The sequence below is a fragment of the Chryseobacterium paridis genome (assembly GCF_016595215.1).
Classification (GTDB): Bacteria; Bacteroidota; Bacteroidia; order Flavobacteriales; family Weeksellaceae; genus Chryseobacterium; species Chryseobacterium paridis.
Map to the genome: position 1 here is coordinate 323,870 of NZ_JAENHK010000001.1, position 17,731 is coordinate 341,600.

20 protein-coding genes are annotated in these 17,731 nt (G+C 31.8%); 18 read left to right on the top strand and 2 right to left on the bottom strand.

The window, feature by feature from the left end:
- Position 1 precedes the first annotated feature (1 nt).
- From JHL15_RS01475 to JHL15_RS01510, 8 genes are read left to right on the top strand one after another with little or no spacing between them, the layout of a single operon-like run.
- Entirely contained in the window at positions 2-934 is a 933-nt protein-coding gene (locus tag JHL15_RS01475) for a glycosyltransferase family 2 protein (RefSeq protein ID WP_200241905.1), read from the top strand.
- Between the two features lie 21 nt (positions 935-955).
- Complete coding sequence (locus tag JHL15_RS01480; protein ID WP_200241907.1) at positions 956-1,624, top strand: NAD-dependent epimerase/dehydratase family protein; 669 nt, start codon at positions 956-958, stop codon at positions 1,622-1,624.
- A 12-nt stretch (positions 1,625-1,636) separates the two neighbouring features.
- Entirely contained in the window at positions 1,637-2,554 is a 918-nt protein-coding gene (locus JHL15_RS01485) for a glycosyltransferase family 2 protein (protein ID WP_200241909.1), read from the top strand.
- A 21-nt stretch (positions 2,555-2,575) separates the two neighbouring features.
- Positions 2,576-3,334: a class I SAM-dependent methyltransferase gene (locus tag JHL15_RS01490; protein WP_200241912.1), complete on the top strand. Its 759-nt coding sequence runs from the start codon at positions 2,576-2,578 to the stop codon at positions 3,332-3,334.
- 14 nt (positions 3,335-3,348) lie between these two features.
- A complete protein-coding gene (gene asnB / locus JHL15_RS01495; protein ID WP_200241915.1) occupies positions 3,349-5,145 on the top strand; it encodes an asparagine synthase (glutamine-hydrolyzing) in 1,797 nt (598 codons plus the stop codon).
- Entirely contained in the window at positions 5,145-6,080 is a 936-nt protein-coding gene (locus JHL15_RS01500; protein WP_200241918.1) for a glycosyltransferase family 2 protein, read from the top strand. The genes asnB and JHL15_RS01500 overlap by 1 nt, the downstream gene beginning before the upstream one ends.
- A 5-nt stretch (positions 6,081-6,085) precedes the next feature.
- The gene (locus JHL15_RS01505; protein WP_200241920.1) at positions 6,086-7,027 is read left to right on the top strand and encodes a glycosyltransferase family 2 protein; all 942 of its coding nucleotides are present in this window, start codon (positions 6,086-6,088) and stop codon (positions 7,025-7,027) included.
- A 49-nt stretch (positions 7,028-7,076) separates the two neighbouring features.
- Positions 7,077-8,015, top strand: coding sequence for a glycosyltransferase family 2 protein (locus tag JHL15_RS01510; protein WP_200241923.1), 939 nt, complete (start codon positions 7,077-7,079; stop codon positions 8,013-8,015).
- 86 nt (positions 8,016-8,101) lie between these two features.
- Here JHL15_RS01510 and JHL15_RS01515 read toward each other — a convergent pair whose 3' ends face one another.
- The gene (locus JHL15_RS01515; RefSeq protein ID WP_200241926.1) at positions 8,102-8,872 is read right to left on the bottom strand and encodes a class I SAM-dependent methyltransferase; all 771 of its coding nucleotides are present in this window, start codon (positions 8,870-8,872) and stop codon (positions 8,102-8,104) included.
- 158 nt (positions 8,873-9,030) lie between these two features.
- On the opposite strand from JHL15_RS01515, the gene JHL15_RS01520 reads away from it, so the two are divergent.
- From JHL15_RS01520 to JHL15_RS01540, 5 genes are read left to right on the top strand one after another with little or no spacing between them, the layout of a single operon-like run.
- Positions 9,031-9,570 (top strand): acyltransferase, encoded by a 540-nt coding sequence (locus JHL15_RS01520; protein WP_200241930.1) that lies wholly within the window; start codon positions 9,031-9,033, stop codon positions 9,568-9,570.
- A gap of 5 nt (positions 9,571-9,575) precedes the next feature.
- Complete coding sequence (locus tag JHL15_RS01525; RefSeq protein ID WP_200241933.1) at positions 9,576-10,409, top strand: glycosyltransferase family 2 protein; 834 nt, start codon at positions 9,576-9,578, stop codon at positions 10,407-10,409.
- A gap of 51 nt (positions 10,410-10,460) precedes the next feature.
- Positions 10,461-11,633, top strand: a complete 1,173-nt coding sequence (locus tag JHL15_RS01530) for a glycosyltransferase (protein ID WP_200241936.1) — start codon at positions 10,461-10,463, stop codon at positions 11,631-11,633.
- A gap of 36 nt (positions 11,634-11,669) precedes the next feature.
- Positions 11,670-13,115 (top strand): AMP-binding protein, encoded by a 1,446-nt coding sequence (locus JHL15_RS01535; protein ID WP_200241939.1) that lies wholly within the window; start codon positions 11,670-11,672, stop codon positions 13,113-13,115.
- Positions 13,112-13,750 carry a GNAT family N-acetyltransferase gene (locus tag JHL15_RS01540; RefSeq protein WP_200241942.1) on the top strand — a complete coding sequence of 213 codons (639 nt, stop codon included), beginning with the start codon at positions 13,112-13,114 and terminating at the stop codon, positions 13,748-13,750. The genes JHL15_RS01535 and JHL15_RS01540 overlap by 4 nt, the downstream gene beginning before the upstream one ends.
- On the opposite strand, the gene JHL15_RS01545 is transcribed toward JHL15_RS01540, so the two are convergent.
- Positions 13,747-13,977 carry an acyl carrier protein gene (locus JHL15_RS01545; RefSeq protein ID WP_200241945.1) on the bottom strand — a complete coding sequence of 77 codons (231 nt, stop codon included), beginning with the start codon at positions 13,975-13,977 and terminating at the stop codon, positions 13,747-13,749. The two genes, JHL15_RS01540 and JHL15_RS01545, sit on opposite strands and share 4 nt — an antisense overlap.
- A 58-nt stretch (positions 13,978-14,035) precedes the next feature.
- Between JHL15_RS01545 and JHL15_RS01550 the strand changes: the two genes are divergently transcribed.
- From JHL15_RS01550 to JHL15_RS01570, 5 genes are all read left to right on the top strand, one after another.
- Positions 14,036-14,593: an acyltransferase gene (locus JHL15_RS01550; protein ID WP_200241948.1), complete on the top strand. Its 558-nt coding sequence runs from the start codon at positions 14,036-14,038 to the stop codon at positions 14,591-14,593.
- On the top strand, positions 14,593-15,741 hold the full coding sequence (locus tag JHL15_RS01555; protein ID WP_200241951.1) for a glycosyltransferase: 1,149 nt from the start codon (positions 14,593-14,595) through the stop codon (positions 15,739-15,741). Before JHL15_RS01550 ends, JHL15_RS01555 begins: the two co-directional genes overlap by 1 nt.
- A 36-nt stretch (positions 15,742-15,777) precedes the next feature.
- Positions 15,778-16,335 (top strand): serine acetyltransferase, encoded by a 558-nt coding sequence (locus JHL15_RS01560; RefSeq protein WP_200241953.1) that lies wholly within the window; start codon positions 15,778-15,780, stop codon positions 16,333-16,335.
- Between the two features lie 314 nt (positions 16,336-16,649).
- Positions 16,650-17,318: a carbonic anhydrase gene (locus tag JHL15_RS01565; RefSeq protein ID WP_200241955.1), complete on the top strand. Its 669-nt coding sequence runs from the start codon at positions 16,650-16,652 to the stop codon at positions 17,316-17,318.
- 20 nt (positions 17,319-17,338) lie between these two features.
- On the top strand, positions 17,339-17,638 hold the full coding sequence (locus tag JHL15_RS01570; RefSeq protein ID WP_200241956.1) for a hypothetical protein: 300 nt from the start codon (positions 17,339-17,341) through the stop codon (positions 17,636-17,638).
- The last annotated feature ends 93 nt before the right edge of the window (positions 17,639-17,731 follow it).

Genomic DNA, 17,731 nt, shown 5'->3' on the forward strand with positions numbered 1-17,731 from the left:
CATGGACATTAGTATCTGTATTACCACCTATAAACATGAAAAATATATCAAGGAATGTCTTGAGAGCATTTTTGCTCAAGAATTTTCAGGTACTTATGAAATCATTGTGTGTAATGATAATTCTCCAGATGATACAGAAGCTGTAATTGATAATATTATCAGTACACATCCTAACGGAGACAGAATCAAATATTTTAAGAATGTTCCGAATTTAGGGTATGTAAAAAACACCTTATTTTCTTTTTCAAAAGCTTCAGGAAAATATATAGCTATTTTAGATGGTGATGATCTTTGGATAAATAATTCAAAACTTCAAAAACAATTCGATTTTTTAGAAACTCATTCTGATTTTTCAGCAGTAGGGACAGATTCCAAAGTTGTATATGAAGATACTCCAACACCTAGCCATAGCTTCACTGACCATCCCGGAGATGAACTGACAAAAGATGATTTAACAGATTTAAAAATATGCCAGACCTCAACATTTTTCTTTAGAAAAGATATTTTGAAAGACGATTTTCCTACGGATATTATTTCTGCAGATAGATGCCTTTATTTATTAGCTGGCTGTTATGGCAAAGTAAAAATACTCCCCGAACAAATGAGTACTTATAGACAATTTAGTGCCAGCATTTCAAAAAATGTAACATCCGAGGTCATGAAAAGAGATTTCGCTATCATTCCTTTTATAAAAAAATATGGTTCAGATTACAGTAGCCTGAAGCTTAAAAGCTATTTTTATTACACATTGATGACTTATTCAAATGTTATATCTAAGTTTGATTTTTTCAAAGCCAGTACGGGGTATTTTTTTTATAACGTTTTGTCTAAATTCTCATTTGTTCCCGTAAAATTATATCACACCATTAAATGGAGTTATCGAACTATCAAACAAAAATACCATATAAAAAAACAAAACAATAGTTTTGTATAGACTTTAAAAAAGACAGCATAAATGATTATAGGAACAGGACTTATTGCCAATTCATTAAAAAATATTGATACAAAAGAAATATTGTATTTTGCTTCAGGAGTTTCAAATTCTCTTGAAACAAAAGATGCCGAATTTCAAAGAGAGTTCAACCTTTTAAGAAATACCCTTGAACATAATAAAGAAAAGAAATTCATTTATTTCTCTACATTAAGTGTTCATGACCGGTCAAAGCAGAACAGCCATTATGTCCTGCATAAACTTGAAATGGAAAATTATATAAAAAACAATTCCGATAATTATCTTATCTTAAGAATTGGAAATATTGTAGGAAAAGGAGGAAATCCAAATACGCTTTTCAATTTTCTTAAAACAAAAATTAAAGACAATCATAAGTTTGTACTTCATCGTAATGCAAGAAGACTTTTGTTAGACATCGATGATATTTCTGGCTTTTTAAATAGTACTTGTAGATCTGTAAAAAACGAAACTATCAATTTTGCTTTCCCATATTATTATAATTTAAAAGAGATCATCAATGCCATTGAGGATAGAATGAAGCAGGTTGCTGATTATGACGAAGTAGATGAAGGTGATTTTTACAAAGTAACTTTTGATCACAACACAGATGCATTTTTCGCCGAAGTACAACCAGATAATTATTTGAAAACTCTAGCAGTAAAGTATATTTAAAAATAAAAAATAATGCCTAAGATTTATTTTATTATTGTTACTTACAATGCCATGAAATGGGCAGAAAGATGTTTTACAAGTTTAAGGCAATCTTCTGTTCCTGTACAATGTATTGTAGTCGATAATGGGTCTACAGATAATACTCAGGAATATATCAAAACAAACTTTCCAGAAGTTCAGTTTGTTCAGTCTTCAGAAAATTTAGGCTTTGGCAAAGCCAATAATATAGGAATCGAAAAAGCCTATAAAGAAGGGGCAGATTTTTTTTATTTAATGAATCAGGATGCCTGGCTTTATCCTGACAGTCTCGAAAAACTTCTGGAAGTATATAATAATCATCCCAATCAAAAAGAAGTAGGAATTATAAGTCCTATGCATGTAGATGGTTCAGAAAAATATCTGGATATTTTTTTAGATAAATATATAGCCAACAATTTTGAAACCAGAATGATCTCAGATCTTTATTTTCAAACCACAAAACCCTTTTATGAGATTAGTTTTATCAATGCTGCACATTGGCTTCTTCCAAAACATACTATCGAAACTGTGGGTGGGTTTAATCCCTATTTTTTTCATTATGGGGAAGATGTTGAATATACCAACCGCGTAGTTTTCCATAAGAAAAAAATATTACTTGTTCCCAATAGCAGGGTCGTTCATGACGGGAAGCAGCTTTTAACAAAGATTGACTACAATAAATATCCGGATCTGAGGATAGAAACTAAAATCATCAATCCTAATCTAAATAATGCTCTACATTTAGAGAAGAAATCACTTAAACAAAGTCTTTTAAAAAATATAATAACAGGAAAGTTTGACAATTACAAGAAATTATCTTTAAAATATAAAAAGATTTCTGATGAAGAAAAAGAACTGCTTGAAATACGAAAAAGAGTTATCCAAGTTGGTACAACCTTTCTGAATTTATAAATTAATCTAAAAAACACAAATATGAAAATCTTAGAAAGAATAAAAAAAAGGCTTACCCTCTTCTCTCATTCGGGCTCTACTTATCATTGTCCATTCTGTGGGTACAACTCTAAAGATTTAGAGGTAGTGGGACATAATTTACCTGTTTTAATAGAAAAACATGTTATAGGAGGAGGAAGGAGAGCTGCTGGTTGTTATAAATGTAATTCAAGAGATAGAGAAAGACTTTTATATGCATTTATTATTAAAGAGTTGAATCTTCCAAAAGAAATTACAGTATTACATATTGCCCCAGAACCTAAATTATCTAAAATTCTTTTGGATCATAATTTAAAAGAATACATTTGTGGAGACCTATTTACAGAAAGTTATCATTACCCAGAGCATGTGAAAAACATCAACGTTTTAGACATTCCCTATGAAAATGAATACTTTGACATGGTAATTTGCAATCATGTACTAGAACATATTCCTGACGATACAAAAGCGATGAAAGAAATTTCAAGGGTATTAAAGCGCGGAGGACAAGCTATTTTACAAGTTCCGATTTCTAAAAATAGTATACAAACCCATGAAGATTTCACAATTTCTGATCCTCAAAAGAGAAAAGAGCTTTTTGGGCAATTTGATCATGTCAGAATCTATGGCCAAGATTATGTTACAAGATTAGAAAACGTTGGTTTTGTTGTCGAAAGAGTAAATATTTCTAATAAATATAAAAAATTTGGAGTAAATCCTGAAGAAGATATTTTCTTTTGCAAAAAAGAAAATCTTAATTAAAAAAATACAATATTATGTGCGGAATAGCTGGAATAATAGCTTCTAATGCTAAAAACTATGCAAATGAAATAAAAAAAATGACTGATGTTTTAGCACACCGGGGTCCAGATTCTGCACATCATGAATTTTATGAAAAGGCAGCATTAGGCCATCGCAGACTTTCAATTATAGACCTTTCGGAAAATGGCAAGCAACCCATGTTTTCAAATACTAAAAATGAATGCATTGTACTGAATGGTGAAATTTACGGATATCTTGATATCAAAAAAAAGTATCCAGAATATCCCTATCATGGAAGCTCCGATACAGAAGTTATTCTAGCAATGTATCAGAGAAAACAGGAAAATCTTATTCATGATCTTCCAGGAATGTTTGCTTTTGCAATTTGGGATGATCAAAAGCAACAATTGTTTTGTGCTAGGGATCGCTTTGGGGAAAAACCTTTTTTTTATGCTATCGGTCATAATAATGAATTTATTTTTGCTTCAGAAATTAAAGCGATTCTGGCTTCTGGTTTAATTCATCCACAGGTAAATTTTGATGCCTTATCTCATTATTTGCAATATGGATATGTAAACACCTATCAAAGTATTTATAGCAATATTTTCACACTTCCTCCTGCTCATCAATTGATTTATAAAAATCGAGAAGTTCAGGTTTCACGTTACTATAGTCTGCCGGCAAAAGATAGGAACATAAGCTTATCTGATGCAAAGGAAGAGTTTTTGTATCTTTTAAAAAATGCTGTTAAAAAGCAACTCATCGCAGACGTTGAAGTAGGTAGCTTTTTAAGCGGAGGATTAGATTCTTCTTCTATCGTTGGCTTGGTCAATGAATTTTTGCCAAAACAAACAACCATTAGTTTCGGATACGACCATAAAGATAGTGAGCTAAAATATGCAAAAGAGATCGCAGAAAAATACCATACCAATCATATTGAAGTTCATGAAAAAAAACAGGATATAGCTGCATCACTTTTAAAAGTCTCTCCTTTTTTGGATGAACCTTTTGAAAATATATCATATATTCCACATTATGAGATTTGTAGAAATGCAAAAAAAAGTCTGACAGTAGTTCTTTCAGGAGATGTGGGAGATGAATTATTTGGAGGTTATCATTTTTATAAAGTCGAGAATCAGTTAAGACATCATTTTAGTTATAAAAACATGGTGGCTCAATTTGGACTAAAACTCTATCAAAAATTCAAGGAGACTTCTTTCGTCACACAAAGTAATTTACAATATTCATCTATTCTAGACTTTCATCAGAATTCTGTTAGAACAGCATTTAACAAAAAAGAAAAAAGTTTATTAGGAGTTTCATCAGACTTTCAACAACCTTATAGTTTTACACCCAATTCTGATTCGTTGAATGATATTATGAGAATGGATCTCGAAAACTATGTCCCAGGTGATATGATGATGAAATCCGACAGAATGGCCATGGCCAATTCATTAGAAGTACGAACTCCATTCCTTGATCTTGATTTTGCTGAATTCTGTATACAATTGCCAGAACAATTGAAACTGGACAATGAAAATGACAAAATTATACTTCGGGAGACGATGGGCTCATATTGGACTGAAACAATAAGAAACCGTCATAAACAAGGATTTGGAATGAGTGTTAAAGCTTGGTTTGAGGAAGAATCCCTTGTTAATCTTTCCAATGATCTACTTAAAGATCCTAATCAGAAAATTTTTAACTATATTGATTTTGGCAATACTCAAAAGTTCCTGACTAAAGATCATAAACACTGGAATTTGCTACAACTTGCTCTGTGGGCCTATAACAATCAAAATGTATTATAATGCTTGATGTTTCTGTCATCATACCTGTATACAATGCTGCTGAGTTTTTAGAAAAATCAGTCCATTCTGCATTACAATTTGAGGAAGTTAAGGAAGTTATTTTAGTTGAAGATCAATCAACTGATAACTCTTTGGAAGTTTGTCAAAATTTAGTTTCTAAAAATAAAAAAGTAATTTTATTCCAACATCCCGATAAAAAGAATCATGGAGCCGGGGCTTCAAGAAATCTAGGGATTGCAAAATCAACTGGTAGCTTTATTACATTTTTGGATGCTGATGATTATTACCTCCCGAACAGATTTCAAGCCGAAAAAGAAATATTTAATAACCCCAAAATAGAAGGAGTTTTTGGGGCAATTGGTATTGAATACTTAACCGAAAAAGGAAAACAGGAATACCAGTCTAAATTTAGTGACACTTTACTTACCACAGTAAATTATCCTGCAGAAGGTAAAGAAGTTTTTAAGGGCCTTTTGGGTTTAACGCCTAAAACCTTCGGGACATTCTTTCATCTCAATGCTCTAACTATAAGAAAGTCATCTATTGACCAATATAATCTACAGTTCAATGAACTTCTTCGAGTTCATCAGGATTCTGACTTCATTATTAAACTAGCCTACCATTGTTATTTAAAATCAGGCATAATAGATCAGGCAGTGGCTATAAGGGGAATCCATGATGATAACAGAATTACTAAAATCATAAAATATTCTCCCCAATATAATCAGAGGCAACTTCTTTTTTGGAATTCTTTATATGATTGGTCTACAAAAAACAATATACCTTCTGAATACAAAGAAAAAATTTACTTAAGATATAAGTCTTTTGATTTGTCTCAGAAAACTGGAGTTTCAAAATATTATAATATCTTTATTGAAGCAATTAAAAATCCCAATATACTAAAAACACAATATCGATTTAACTATCAAAAATAGATGAAATGAAAATCTCAGTAATCATTCCTGTTTATAATGCTGAAAAGTATGTTGCTGATGCTGTTGAATCTGCTCTTAAGCATGATGAAGTATTTGAGGTAATTTTAGTCGAAGACAAATCACCAGATCATTCTTTGCAGGCTTGTGAGGAATTGGAACTAAGGTATGATAGAGTAAAATTATATCAACATCCTGATAAACAAAATCATGGTGCAGGCCCCAGTAGAAACTTGGGGATACAGAAATCAACGGGAGATTTCGTTGCATTTCTAGATGCTGATGATTATTATCTAGCCAATCGGTTTGATGCTGAAAAGGAGCTTTTTAAAAATCCAAAAGTAGAGGGAGTCTATGGAGCTTTAGGAGTACATTATTATTCTGAAAAAGCAAAAGAACAGTATTATAATTTATTCAAGAATTCACTTACTACAGTTTACAAAAAACATGATCCAAAGCAGGTTTTCCCTGGATTAATTCATAAGTTAGGAAGTTTCGGACTTTTTAGTCTTGATGGGCTAACTATTAGGAGAGAATCCTTAATAAAGAAAGTAAAACTCTTATTCAAACCAATGAAACTTCATGAAGACACTGAATTTTTATTTCGCTTGTCTTATTATCTGGATTTATACCCTGGAATTATTGATGAAGCCGTTGCAATGAGGGGAGTACATGAAAGTAACAGAATTACCAAAGTAGATTCAAACAAGGCCAAACCAGCCATTTCAAGGGTTATACTTTGGAATGAAACTTATAATTGGGTAAAAGACGAAGAAACAATCCCTGAAAATATTAAAATCCACATTAAAAGGATGCAACGAAGTTTTGAGATTGCAAATGCTCCAAAATTAAAAAAATGGGCCATGATTCTTAAATATTTAGTCGTTGATTATCAGAGCATAAAATCAGGTTTATATAATATTAACTTCAGGTATTCATTAATTTCGTAATCTTGCATATTAGTATCTACCGTTTTGTTTGCTAAATTAATTGACAACAATGAAAATATCTGTCATCATTCCTGTTTATAATGCAGAGAATTATATTTTACAAGCTGTTAAGTCAGCTCTTCAGTTTGATGAAGTGTTTGAAGTAATTCTTGTAGAGGATAAATCTCCTGATAATGCTTTGCAAGTTTGCCAGAAATTAGCGAAAGAATATGATAGAGTAATACTTTACCAACACCCAGATAAACAGAATCATGGTGCCGGAGCCTCCAGAAATCTGGGAATGCAAAAAGCAACCGGAGATTTTATTGCATTTTTAGATGCTGATGATTATTATCTATCCAATCGGTTTGATGCTGAAAAAGAGCTTTTTCAAAACCCTGAAGTGGAAGGAGTGTATGGCGCTATCGGAGTGCATTACTATTCCCAGAGAGCTAAGGAACAATATTACCAACTTTTTGAAGAACGTCTAACGACAGTATATAAAGAACATGCTCCTGAAGATGTTTTTCCGGGGCTTCTTAATATGAGAGGTAGTTTTGGCCTTTTTAGTCTTGATGGATTAACAATTAGAAAAAGTTCGCTCTCTAAGCTTGGAGCTTTCTTCAAAACTTCTTTGAGACTTCACCAGGATACAGAATTTATTTTTCGACTTTCCTATTATCTTCATCTATACCCCGGAACACTCAACAATGCTGTTGCAGTGAGAGGCGTTCACGAAAATAACAGAATTACACAAGTAGACATTGGGAAAATAAAACCATCTTCTACAAGGATTCTGCTTTGGACAGAAGTAAATAATTGGGCGAAAAATGAAGGCTCAATTCCAACCGATATAAAGAAACATATCGAAAGGACTCTCCGCAGTTTTCAGATTGCTGAAGCTTCTATTCCTAAAAAATGGGGAATGATTACAAAATACCTATTTACAGATTATCGCAGTATTAAATCTGGATTATATAATATTAATTTTAGAAGATATTTACTTTAAATCATTTATTTAAAATATCAATGCTAAAATAAGAAATAGCCCAGCTTCCTGTAAAGTTGGGCTATTTCTTTATAAATTATAGATTCCTATTTCACGAAAACGCCTACATATTTATCATCCATTGCAATAATAGTACTGTCTATATTATTCTTTTCACAGAAATCCTGATAAGCAGAATTGTCACCAATATCATCACTAATGAACACTCCTCCCTTTCTCAAATGGGTATATAATTCATTATAAGCCCAGAACATCCCATCATAGCTCTTGTCAGAATCATAATGGACAACATCAAAAGTTCCATTCTCACCGAAAATTTTCGGCAGAGATTCTTTATCTGCAAAACGAAAAAGCTTCCAGTTAGTCTTTAAGTTTTCAGGAACTACATATCCTACATATTGATCTCCATTCTGACCCAGATATGGCATATCAGAACTATATAATTTTCCATTTCTTTTTTCTAAAGATAACAAAGATGCCAATGAGGACCATCCGTATGCAACACCAGTTTCTATTACATTTTTTGCCTGAGAGAACTCACATGCATAATAAATAAGTTCTAATGCTCCAGGACCTCCCATTTTAATAGGACACTTCTTCTCTTTTTGTGCAGCATTATTCAAAATATTCTGATATTCAGTTGTAAACGAAAACATGTCGACACCAAAGAGTTTGGTTATTGCTTCCTTTTGAGAAATAGCTTTTGATTTCGCCCATGAATTTGTCTTCTCTTTTCCTTTAAAAGCATTATTCCTGTTTACCGTATTTTTCAAAATTTTCCGCCCAAGTTCGGGATAAAGATCAGGTCTTTTTAAGTATGCTATAAATGTTTTAAAAACTCTGTTTAATTCACCCATTGTGTTTATTTTACTGCAAAAATATATTTTTTTTTAGCTACATTTGTTTAAAATAAGATCAATTCTTATAGTTTAAATAATAAAAATTAGTTTAAATTATTAGCAAAATATTTGCCACTAATTTTATATACACAAATAAACAAAGATATTTAGAAAACATGCTTTCCCAACTTTTTGAAACACTTCAAAGGAAAAAACAAATTTCTATACTCCATAAACACCCCAAAGTAAGTGTACAGGGTATAAAATTGGGGATCGGCAATCATTTTGTTGTTTATAAGAACGTCAAAAAAATAGTACTTGGTAACAACATCCGTTTTAGAAATTACATTCATATCTTAGTTCAGGATAATGCAACTTTAGAAATAGAGGATAACGTTTTCATGAATAATTTTTGTTCCATCAATTGCTTAGATAGTATTTTCATTGGTGAGAATACTCTATTTGGTGAAAATGTAAAATTATATGATCATAATCACGCTCATCAAAGCTCCCCAGAATTTAGAATTTTTCATAGTGAGTTTACAAAGGCTCCAATAAAAATTGGAAAAAACTGTTGGCTGGGCAGTAATGTCACCATACTAAAAGGTGTGACTATTGGTGATAATTGCATCATAGGTGCAGGGTGTACTATATATAAAGATATCCCCTCAAATACAACCATTGTTAATAAACAGGAATTAATTTTCAAACCATAATACAAATGAAATTTTCAGTTCTCATCGCACATTATAACAATGGTAATTACTTTAAAGACTGTTACGAAAGTCTTCAAAAACAGACCTATACTAACTGGGAAGCGATTATTGTAGATGATTATTCCAATGACACTGAAAAAGAAATTGTAAAATCACTCATAGCTGGTGACAGTAGATTTGTTTTCTTTGAAAATGAAGTTAATAAGGGAGTCGGGTATACTAAAAGAAGATGTGTTGAATTAGCAACAGGAGAAATTTGTGGATTTGTAGATCCTGATGATGCTATTTTTCCTACGGCAATTGAAGATTCAATAGAAATTTTCAAACAGAAAAAAAATGTAGTTCTTACCTATTCAAGATTTCTGTCTTGTGATCAAAATTTAAATATTCTTTATCCTTTCAAGGGTGCAAAACAGGTTCTTAACAAAGATCCCTATTTTTTCAACTTCCCAATTCAGATTGCTCATTTTGTAGCATTCAGAAGAGAGGCATATTTAAAAACTGATGGTATCGATCCTGCTTTAAAAAGCGCAGTTGATCAGGATTTATACTTGAAAGTTCTGGACTTTGGAGATGCCTATTTTATCCCCAAAGATCTTTATAAATACAGACTTCATCCAAATGGAGTGTCCCAAGCTACATCCAAAGGAAAAGCAAAGGATTCATTTGCAAAAGTTATTTTCAACACTTTAAAAAGAAGAAATATTACTTCCATAAATAAAAAAGCAGTCCCAGAAGTTTATCAAAATGCAGAGGATATTTTCAGCTTACTTGATTATCAGACAAAAAGAATACATAGATTAAAAGTCAAAATATTAACTTTTCTTCAAAATAATTAGTATCTAACACAACAGAAAAAAATTAATTCCCTCTAAAAACCTTTCAAAATAATGAGGCCTCATAAAAAAATAAAAGTTCTTTTCAGGCACCGCTCTATGGAAATGGGAGGCGTGGAAAAGGTTGTACTAAGTATGCTTAACAATCTTGATAAAGATAAATTTGAACTTACGATATGCCTGAATCTTAACCAGGGAGAACTAAGAAATGAATTCCCCAGCGATATTAGAAAAGTATATATAGCAGACGGTAAAGAAGATTTCTCCAAAAACACAGTGATTCAAAAAATTCAATTGGCCAGAAGAAAGTTTAAACTGGATAAAGTCAATAAAAATCCCAAAATTACTGATCGTATTTTAAAAGACGAATATGATGTGGAAATAGCTACCACTTACGGGGTATACAAAACAGTACTAAACTCAACCAATAAAAAATCAAAAAAAATTGCTTGGCTCCATTCAGATCTATCCTTAGATGGATTCGCTCCTTATCGGGAGGAAATTTTTAAGAACATGCAGCAGTTTGATTACATCATTTACGGCTCGCAACAGTGCAAAGATGTATTAGCTGAAAAATTTCCTGATCTCCAACTTCCCCCAGGAGAAGTAATCCTCAATGCTATTCCCATAAAAGAATTAAAAGAAAAAGCAAAAGCATTTACTCCTGAATTTGGAGACACTCCTACATTTGTATCTGTAGGAAGACTCCATTACCGAAAGGGATACAGAACACTTCTTGAAGTTCATAAAAAACTTATCGATGATGGATTCAAACATAATATCATAATCATTGGAGATGGAGAGGATTATGATCTTCTTTCTAAAAGAATTGAAGAGTTGAAAGTTCAGGATAGTTTTAAACTACTGGGTACTCAAATGAACCCATATCCATATGTTTCCAACGCCAATTTTTATATTATGCCTTCAGAAAGTGAAGGATGGCCATTAATTATTGCAGAGACGTTGATTCTACAAAAGCCAATATTAGCAACCAATGTAGGAGGAATTCCTGAGATGGTTACCCATAAGGAATCAGGTTACTTAACAGATTATTCCCAGGAAGGCTTGTATGATGGTATTAAAGAGTTTTTAACGAATAAAAACCTTATCCAGCATATTCAGGAAAATTTACAAGATATTGAAAAACAATTTGATAACGACAAAATTTTCAAAGCCGTAGAAAATATCATTGAGAAGCTTTATCAAAATGAAAATCCCACACCGTAATTTTTTTAAATTACATCATAACACAAATTTCGAATGATGAATCCTTTTATCGAAAATTTATACCAATCATTTCTTCAGCATAAGACCAATACATGCTTTAGCATTGAGGATAAAAACTACACCTATGGAGAGGTGTTACATATTTCAGATCAGATCAGATACCAGTTACAGAAAGTTGATTCTCAAAATGTAGGAATTTATCTTACAGATGATGTGCATATGTATGCTTCAATTCTTGCTGTATGGTTCTCAGGAAAAACATATGTTCCAATACATCCTGATTTTCCAATGAATAAGAATATCAATGTTATTCAGCAAGCGGATATAGAAGTGATTCTAACCTCAGTGGAAATAATAGAAAATTATCAAATTAAACTTATCGACACTAAAAAAGTGTTTGATAAAGACCCCTCTACTCTACCTTCTGAAGCATCTATTAATAACAATGCCTACATTCTTTTTACTTCAGGAAGTACAGGAAACCCCAAAGGAGTTCCTATCCAATTTTCAAACTTATATTATTTTTCGGAAGCCTTTCATTCAACTTTTGGAAAACTAAAGTCCGATGATCATATATTACAGATGTTTGAGCTCACTTTCGATCTATCTGTGATGAGTTATATGATTCCCTGGTTAAATGGAGCTGCAGTAGTAGGCCTTCATAAAAAAGAAACTAAATTTTTACAGATTCTGGACTTATTAGAAGCCAATAAGATTACTATAGCCCTCATGGTTCCAAGTATTTTAAATCTGATTATCCCCTACCTGGATCCAGAAATAAAAAATAAAAGTTTAAGGCTCAATTTATTCTGTGGAGAAGCGTTATTAACAAAGCAGATTGAGGGTTGGAAAGACTTTATTCCCAACGCAAATATCTATAATGTATATGGGCCAACAGAAAATACTATTTTCTGTACCTATTATAAAGTTGAGTCACCTATTAAAGAAAAAAATGGAATTATAAGTATTGGAAAGTCTATGATCAATTCTATGATGAGTTTTTCTAATGATGATACTAATGAAGGGGAATTATTATTGTCAGGAAAATTATTAGCGAATTCTTACTGGAAGAATGAAGAAAAAACCAATGAGGCTTTTATTCAAAAAGATGATACAATATTTTACAGAACTGGTGATTGGTGCTTAAGAGATACTGAGGGAGACTACTTCTATCTGAATAGAATAGATTTTCAAGCTAAAATAAATGGCTTCAGAGTGGAATTAGCTGAAATCGAATACTTTGCAAATGAAAAACTGAATAATTCCATCAGCATTGCTCTCATCCATAAAGATAACAACAACAACGATCTTCTGGTCCTTTTTATTAATGACATGAACATTGATGAAAATCTAATCGTTTCTCATCTGAAAGATAACTTACCTGAATACTGTATTCCTTCGAAAATTATTAAACTGGAAAAGTTCCCAGTCAATACATCTGGAAAAATAGACCGGAATGAATTAAAAAAAACACTGTCATGATTAGTATCAGAAAAGCAACAAAAACTGACATCCCATTAATTATAAAGGGTATAATAGCTATTGAAACCAATCCGATATCACAATCTGATACCTACAGTAATATATTCGGGACTGATTCTTTAACTACAAAAGAATACCTTAATCAGTTTTTTTTGGATGATGAAAATTTTGACACAGAACTTTCATTGAATTCATATACCATTGCAGAAGTGGATGGCAAGCCTGCAGGCTGTTGTGCCCTTATTTTTACAGATTCAAACTATTATCAGAATAAAAGCGAACTATTTCCTATTCATTTAAAAGGCGAGCATTTACAGTCGTTTATTAACAAGGTAAAAGGTTTACCTGAAACCAAAAGTTATTCTGAAAACAAATATCTTATTCAATACGTTTTTGTAGATGATCATTTCAGGGGTAAAGGAATTGCTGAATTTTTATTAAACCATATCATTACACAGGTTGAAAATCAGGCTAACGAAATTTATATAGATGTACTGGAAAATAGTCCACACCTTATACAATATTATTCAAAATTTGGATTTTCAGAATACAAAATCATGGATATTGATACTCCGGAAAATATGATTTATCCTTGTATCAAAAAGGTTATTTTACGGAAAGTTTTTAAAAATTAATCAAACTTCTCCTTTCCAATGGCTTCCGTTAAATCTCCTATAGTATTTATATTTCTGAAAGATCGGGGATTAAGGCTCACCCCAAATTGATTTTCAACCAACTGCATAACCAATACAGCTGACAAAGAGCCATAGCTTTCTAATTCTTTAAAATTAGTGTCTGGAGTTATTGTAGCTTTTTCGTTTAGTTCTTGTTTAAGCAGTTCGCAAAAATGTTCGACCTTCATTGTGTTGTAATATTTGAACAGGCAAATTTATAAAATAATTTCTAACTTTGTTTTTACTATGATGATATATAAAATTATTAACAAAATATCTACCCTCACTCAGGATTTCCAGCATTCTGTTTATCTCAAAATCTGCATAAATAGTGGCTTAAAACTAGGCAAAAATGTAGTGGTAAGAAATAATGTTTCTTTTGGTTCTGAGCCTTTTTTAGTGGAAGTTGGAGATGACACAAGAATTGCGTCAGGAGTAACTTTTGTTACTCATTCTGGAGCAACAGCAAACATAAGAAAACTGAAGGGCTACGAAGAAGTAAGAAACTTTGGAAGGATAAAAATTGGAAAAAATTGTGCTATTGGTAGCAATTCTGTCATATTACAAAATGTAGAAATAGGTGACAATTGTGTTCTGGGTGCAAATTCTGTACTGTCAGAATCAATGCCGGAACATACCGTCTATGCAGGAAACCCCGCTAAATACGTATGCGAAATAGAAGATTATGCTGACGTTTTGAAAAAAACCACTGTTGATTATCCTATTGATTTGGAAAAAAACAGAAAAGAGCTTAATCAATGGCTGAAATTGAATTTACCTGAAAAATTCAAAACCACGAAATAGTGCCAAAGAAAAAAATCCTTATCCGAATTGGTTCCCTTCGTCACGGTGGCGCAGAAAAAGTATTAGCTACTTTTTTAAAAAATTTACCTCGGGAGAAGTACGATATTGACCTTCTTTTAAACCTATATTCAGGAAAGTATTTATCTGATATCCCAGATTGGATTAATGTAATTTACTTAAATAAAGGAGAGATGATTACAACCAATCGTCTTCAGGATATACCTAAAAAGACTTTGAGAGTCATTTACCAAAATACATTAAAGAAATTCCCTAACCTTCTCTACAAAGGAAAGTTAAGAAATAAAAAATATGATATAGAATTTGCTGCTATTCATGGAATGCGGGACGAAATTCTAAACTCTCCTCTTCAATCATCTAAAAAAGTAGTTTGGATCCACAACGACCTATCACAAGTAAAGGGATATACCAATGATGAGATCCGTCAATTTTTTGGCTTTGATAAAATACTTGTAATCTCTGAGAAAATTGAACAATTATTTCATTCTTTAGCTAAAGATAATACTGAGAGAAAGAAGATCGTTAAGATCTATAATCCACTAGATACTTACGAAATTCTTACAAAAGCTGAGGAACCGGTCAAAGAATATCAATTTGATCAAACTATTCTAACCTTTGTTTCTGTAGGAACAGTATTTCCTCAAAAAGGATTTGACAGACTTTTAAAAGTTCATAAAAAACTGATAGATGAAGGTTTACAGCATAGGGTTTTAATTATTGGAGATGGATATGATTTCGAAAATATTAAAAAATTAAAATCTGAGCTTGGTATTGATGATACGGCTACTATGTTAGGATTCACAGATAATCCTTACCCGTATTTCAAAAATGCTGATTTTTATATCCTGAGTTCTCGATATGAAGGTTTTCCAACCGTTTTATTTGAAGCCATAACTTTGAAAAAGAAAATTATTGCAACAGAAGTTTCTGGTGTAAAAGAAATGTTAGATAAGGGAAAATTAGGCTTGATTATTGAAAACTCAGAAGAAGGAATTTATTCCGGAATGAAAAAGGCATTACTACAACCTGAAATTTTTGTAAAATATTCAGAAGCATTAAATTATTATCAAATGCCATTTAATCTTGAGAATTCGGTTAATAAAATAACCAGTATCTTAGACGAATTGTAACTCAATTTATCTTCTCAATCTTATACATATTGCCACATGTCAGATAAATATACCACCATCCAAAAAGATTTTTACAGGGAAAATGGAAAATGGCTTTCAAAATTTGAAATCTGGGCAAAGTGTGTAAACCCCAATTTACATTTCATTTACATTCTAAGAAAAGCCCAGACTTACAAAAAGAAATCTGTTCTTGGAGCATTTTGGAGGTTTGTACTAAGACATCACCAGATAAAATATGGTTTTCAAATTTATCCGGAAACTCAAATTGGAGAAGGTTTTTATTTAGGACACTGGGGAAGCCTTGTCATTAATCCTAAAACTAAAATCGGAATCAACTGCAATATTGCCCAAGGGGTAACTATTGGGCAGCAAAACCGTGGAAAGAATACTGGAATTCCAACCATCGGAAATGAAGTATGGATCGGAGCCAATGCCGTAATTGTTGGAGGGGTAGTTATTGGAAACAATGTCTTAATCGCACCCAATTCATACGTTAATTTTGATATTCCTTCTAACTCTGTTGTCGTTGGAAATCCAGGAAAAATATATCCAAGGGAGGATGCTACAGAAGGCTATATCAATAATAAAATATAAAAAATCTCCCTATTTCTAATACTACTTCTTTTCCCATTTAATAATATTTTAATTACTAAATTATTTCCTTATACGTAATTGTTCGTACTTTTATATTGATTTCATTATGTTTAAATTATTAATAAAGACAGCATAAGACTGATGCTTAATTGTACAACTAAGTATGATTTTAAGCACATTTTAATATTAAACTTTGTTAAAAGAGTTCAACTATTCGGCAAAAATTATATTTTTGCATAATTATTGATTCAGTCTATTGAATTCGAAAATAATTTAAACGAAATAAATAATTATAAACCTTAAAAATTTATTTTATGTCCCAATCGTACGAATCTATTTTCGAAAATAACAGAAAATGGGTAGAATCCAAAATTTCACAGGATCCAACTTTCTTTGAAGAATTAGCTAAAACTCAGCATCCCGATTATCTATATATAGGATGTTCAGACAGCAGAGCAACAGCCGAGGAATTAATGGGAGCCAAGCCTGGAGAAGTTTTTGTTCACAGAAATATAGCCAATGTTGTTAATACTTTGGATATGAGTTCAACAGCTGTTATTCAATATGCTGTAGAACATTTAAAAGTAAAACACATTATTGTTTGTGGACATTATAACTGTGGCGGCGTAAAAGCAGCGATGACTCCTCAGGATTTAGGACTATTAAATCCATGGTTGAGAAATATTCGTGATGTTTACAGATTGCATCAGGTAGAACTTGATTCTATTCAGGATGAAGGCAAGCGATATGACAGGCTTGTTGAACTTAATGTTCAGGAGCAGTGTATCAACGTAATAAAAATGGCTTGTGTACAGGAAAGATACATTTTAGAAGAGTATCCTATTGTTCACGGCTGGGTATTCGATCTGAGAACAGGAAAAATTATTGATTTGGATATAGATTTTGAAAAAGTTTTAAAGGATATCCAAAAAATCTATAACCTGACAGAATCAGATTGGGTAATGAATAGAAAAACCAATTAGTTTTTCACAAAAAAGATAAGATGAAGTTCTGGAGTATTATTGTATTAACGGTTTTCCTAAACTTTACAGCATTGCCAAGCATTGCTGTAATATTGGGCTGGGATTTATCGAGAACCAATGTAGTACTTAATGAAGAAGAGCCACACTCTCATCCTACCTCTTTTATAGTTTACGAAAAAACACTTCCAAAACCTTTAGATGTCTTTGATTATCTGAAGTTTTTTGAACCCTCTATAGAAGACAAATCATTTGTCCTGATAGATGATTCTTTTCATCTGTCACCTCTGTTAACGATATTTTCTCCGCCTCCGGAAGCTTAATTTTTACAGTTAGATTTTTTGATAGCTATTCTATATCTGTTTTTGATATGGAATATACATGTCCTTTAAAAATTAAATTTCCAATCTTTATAA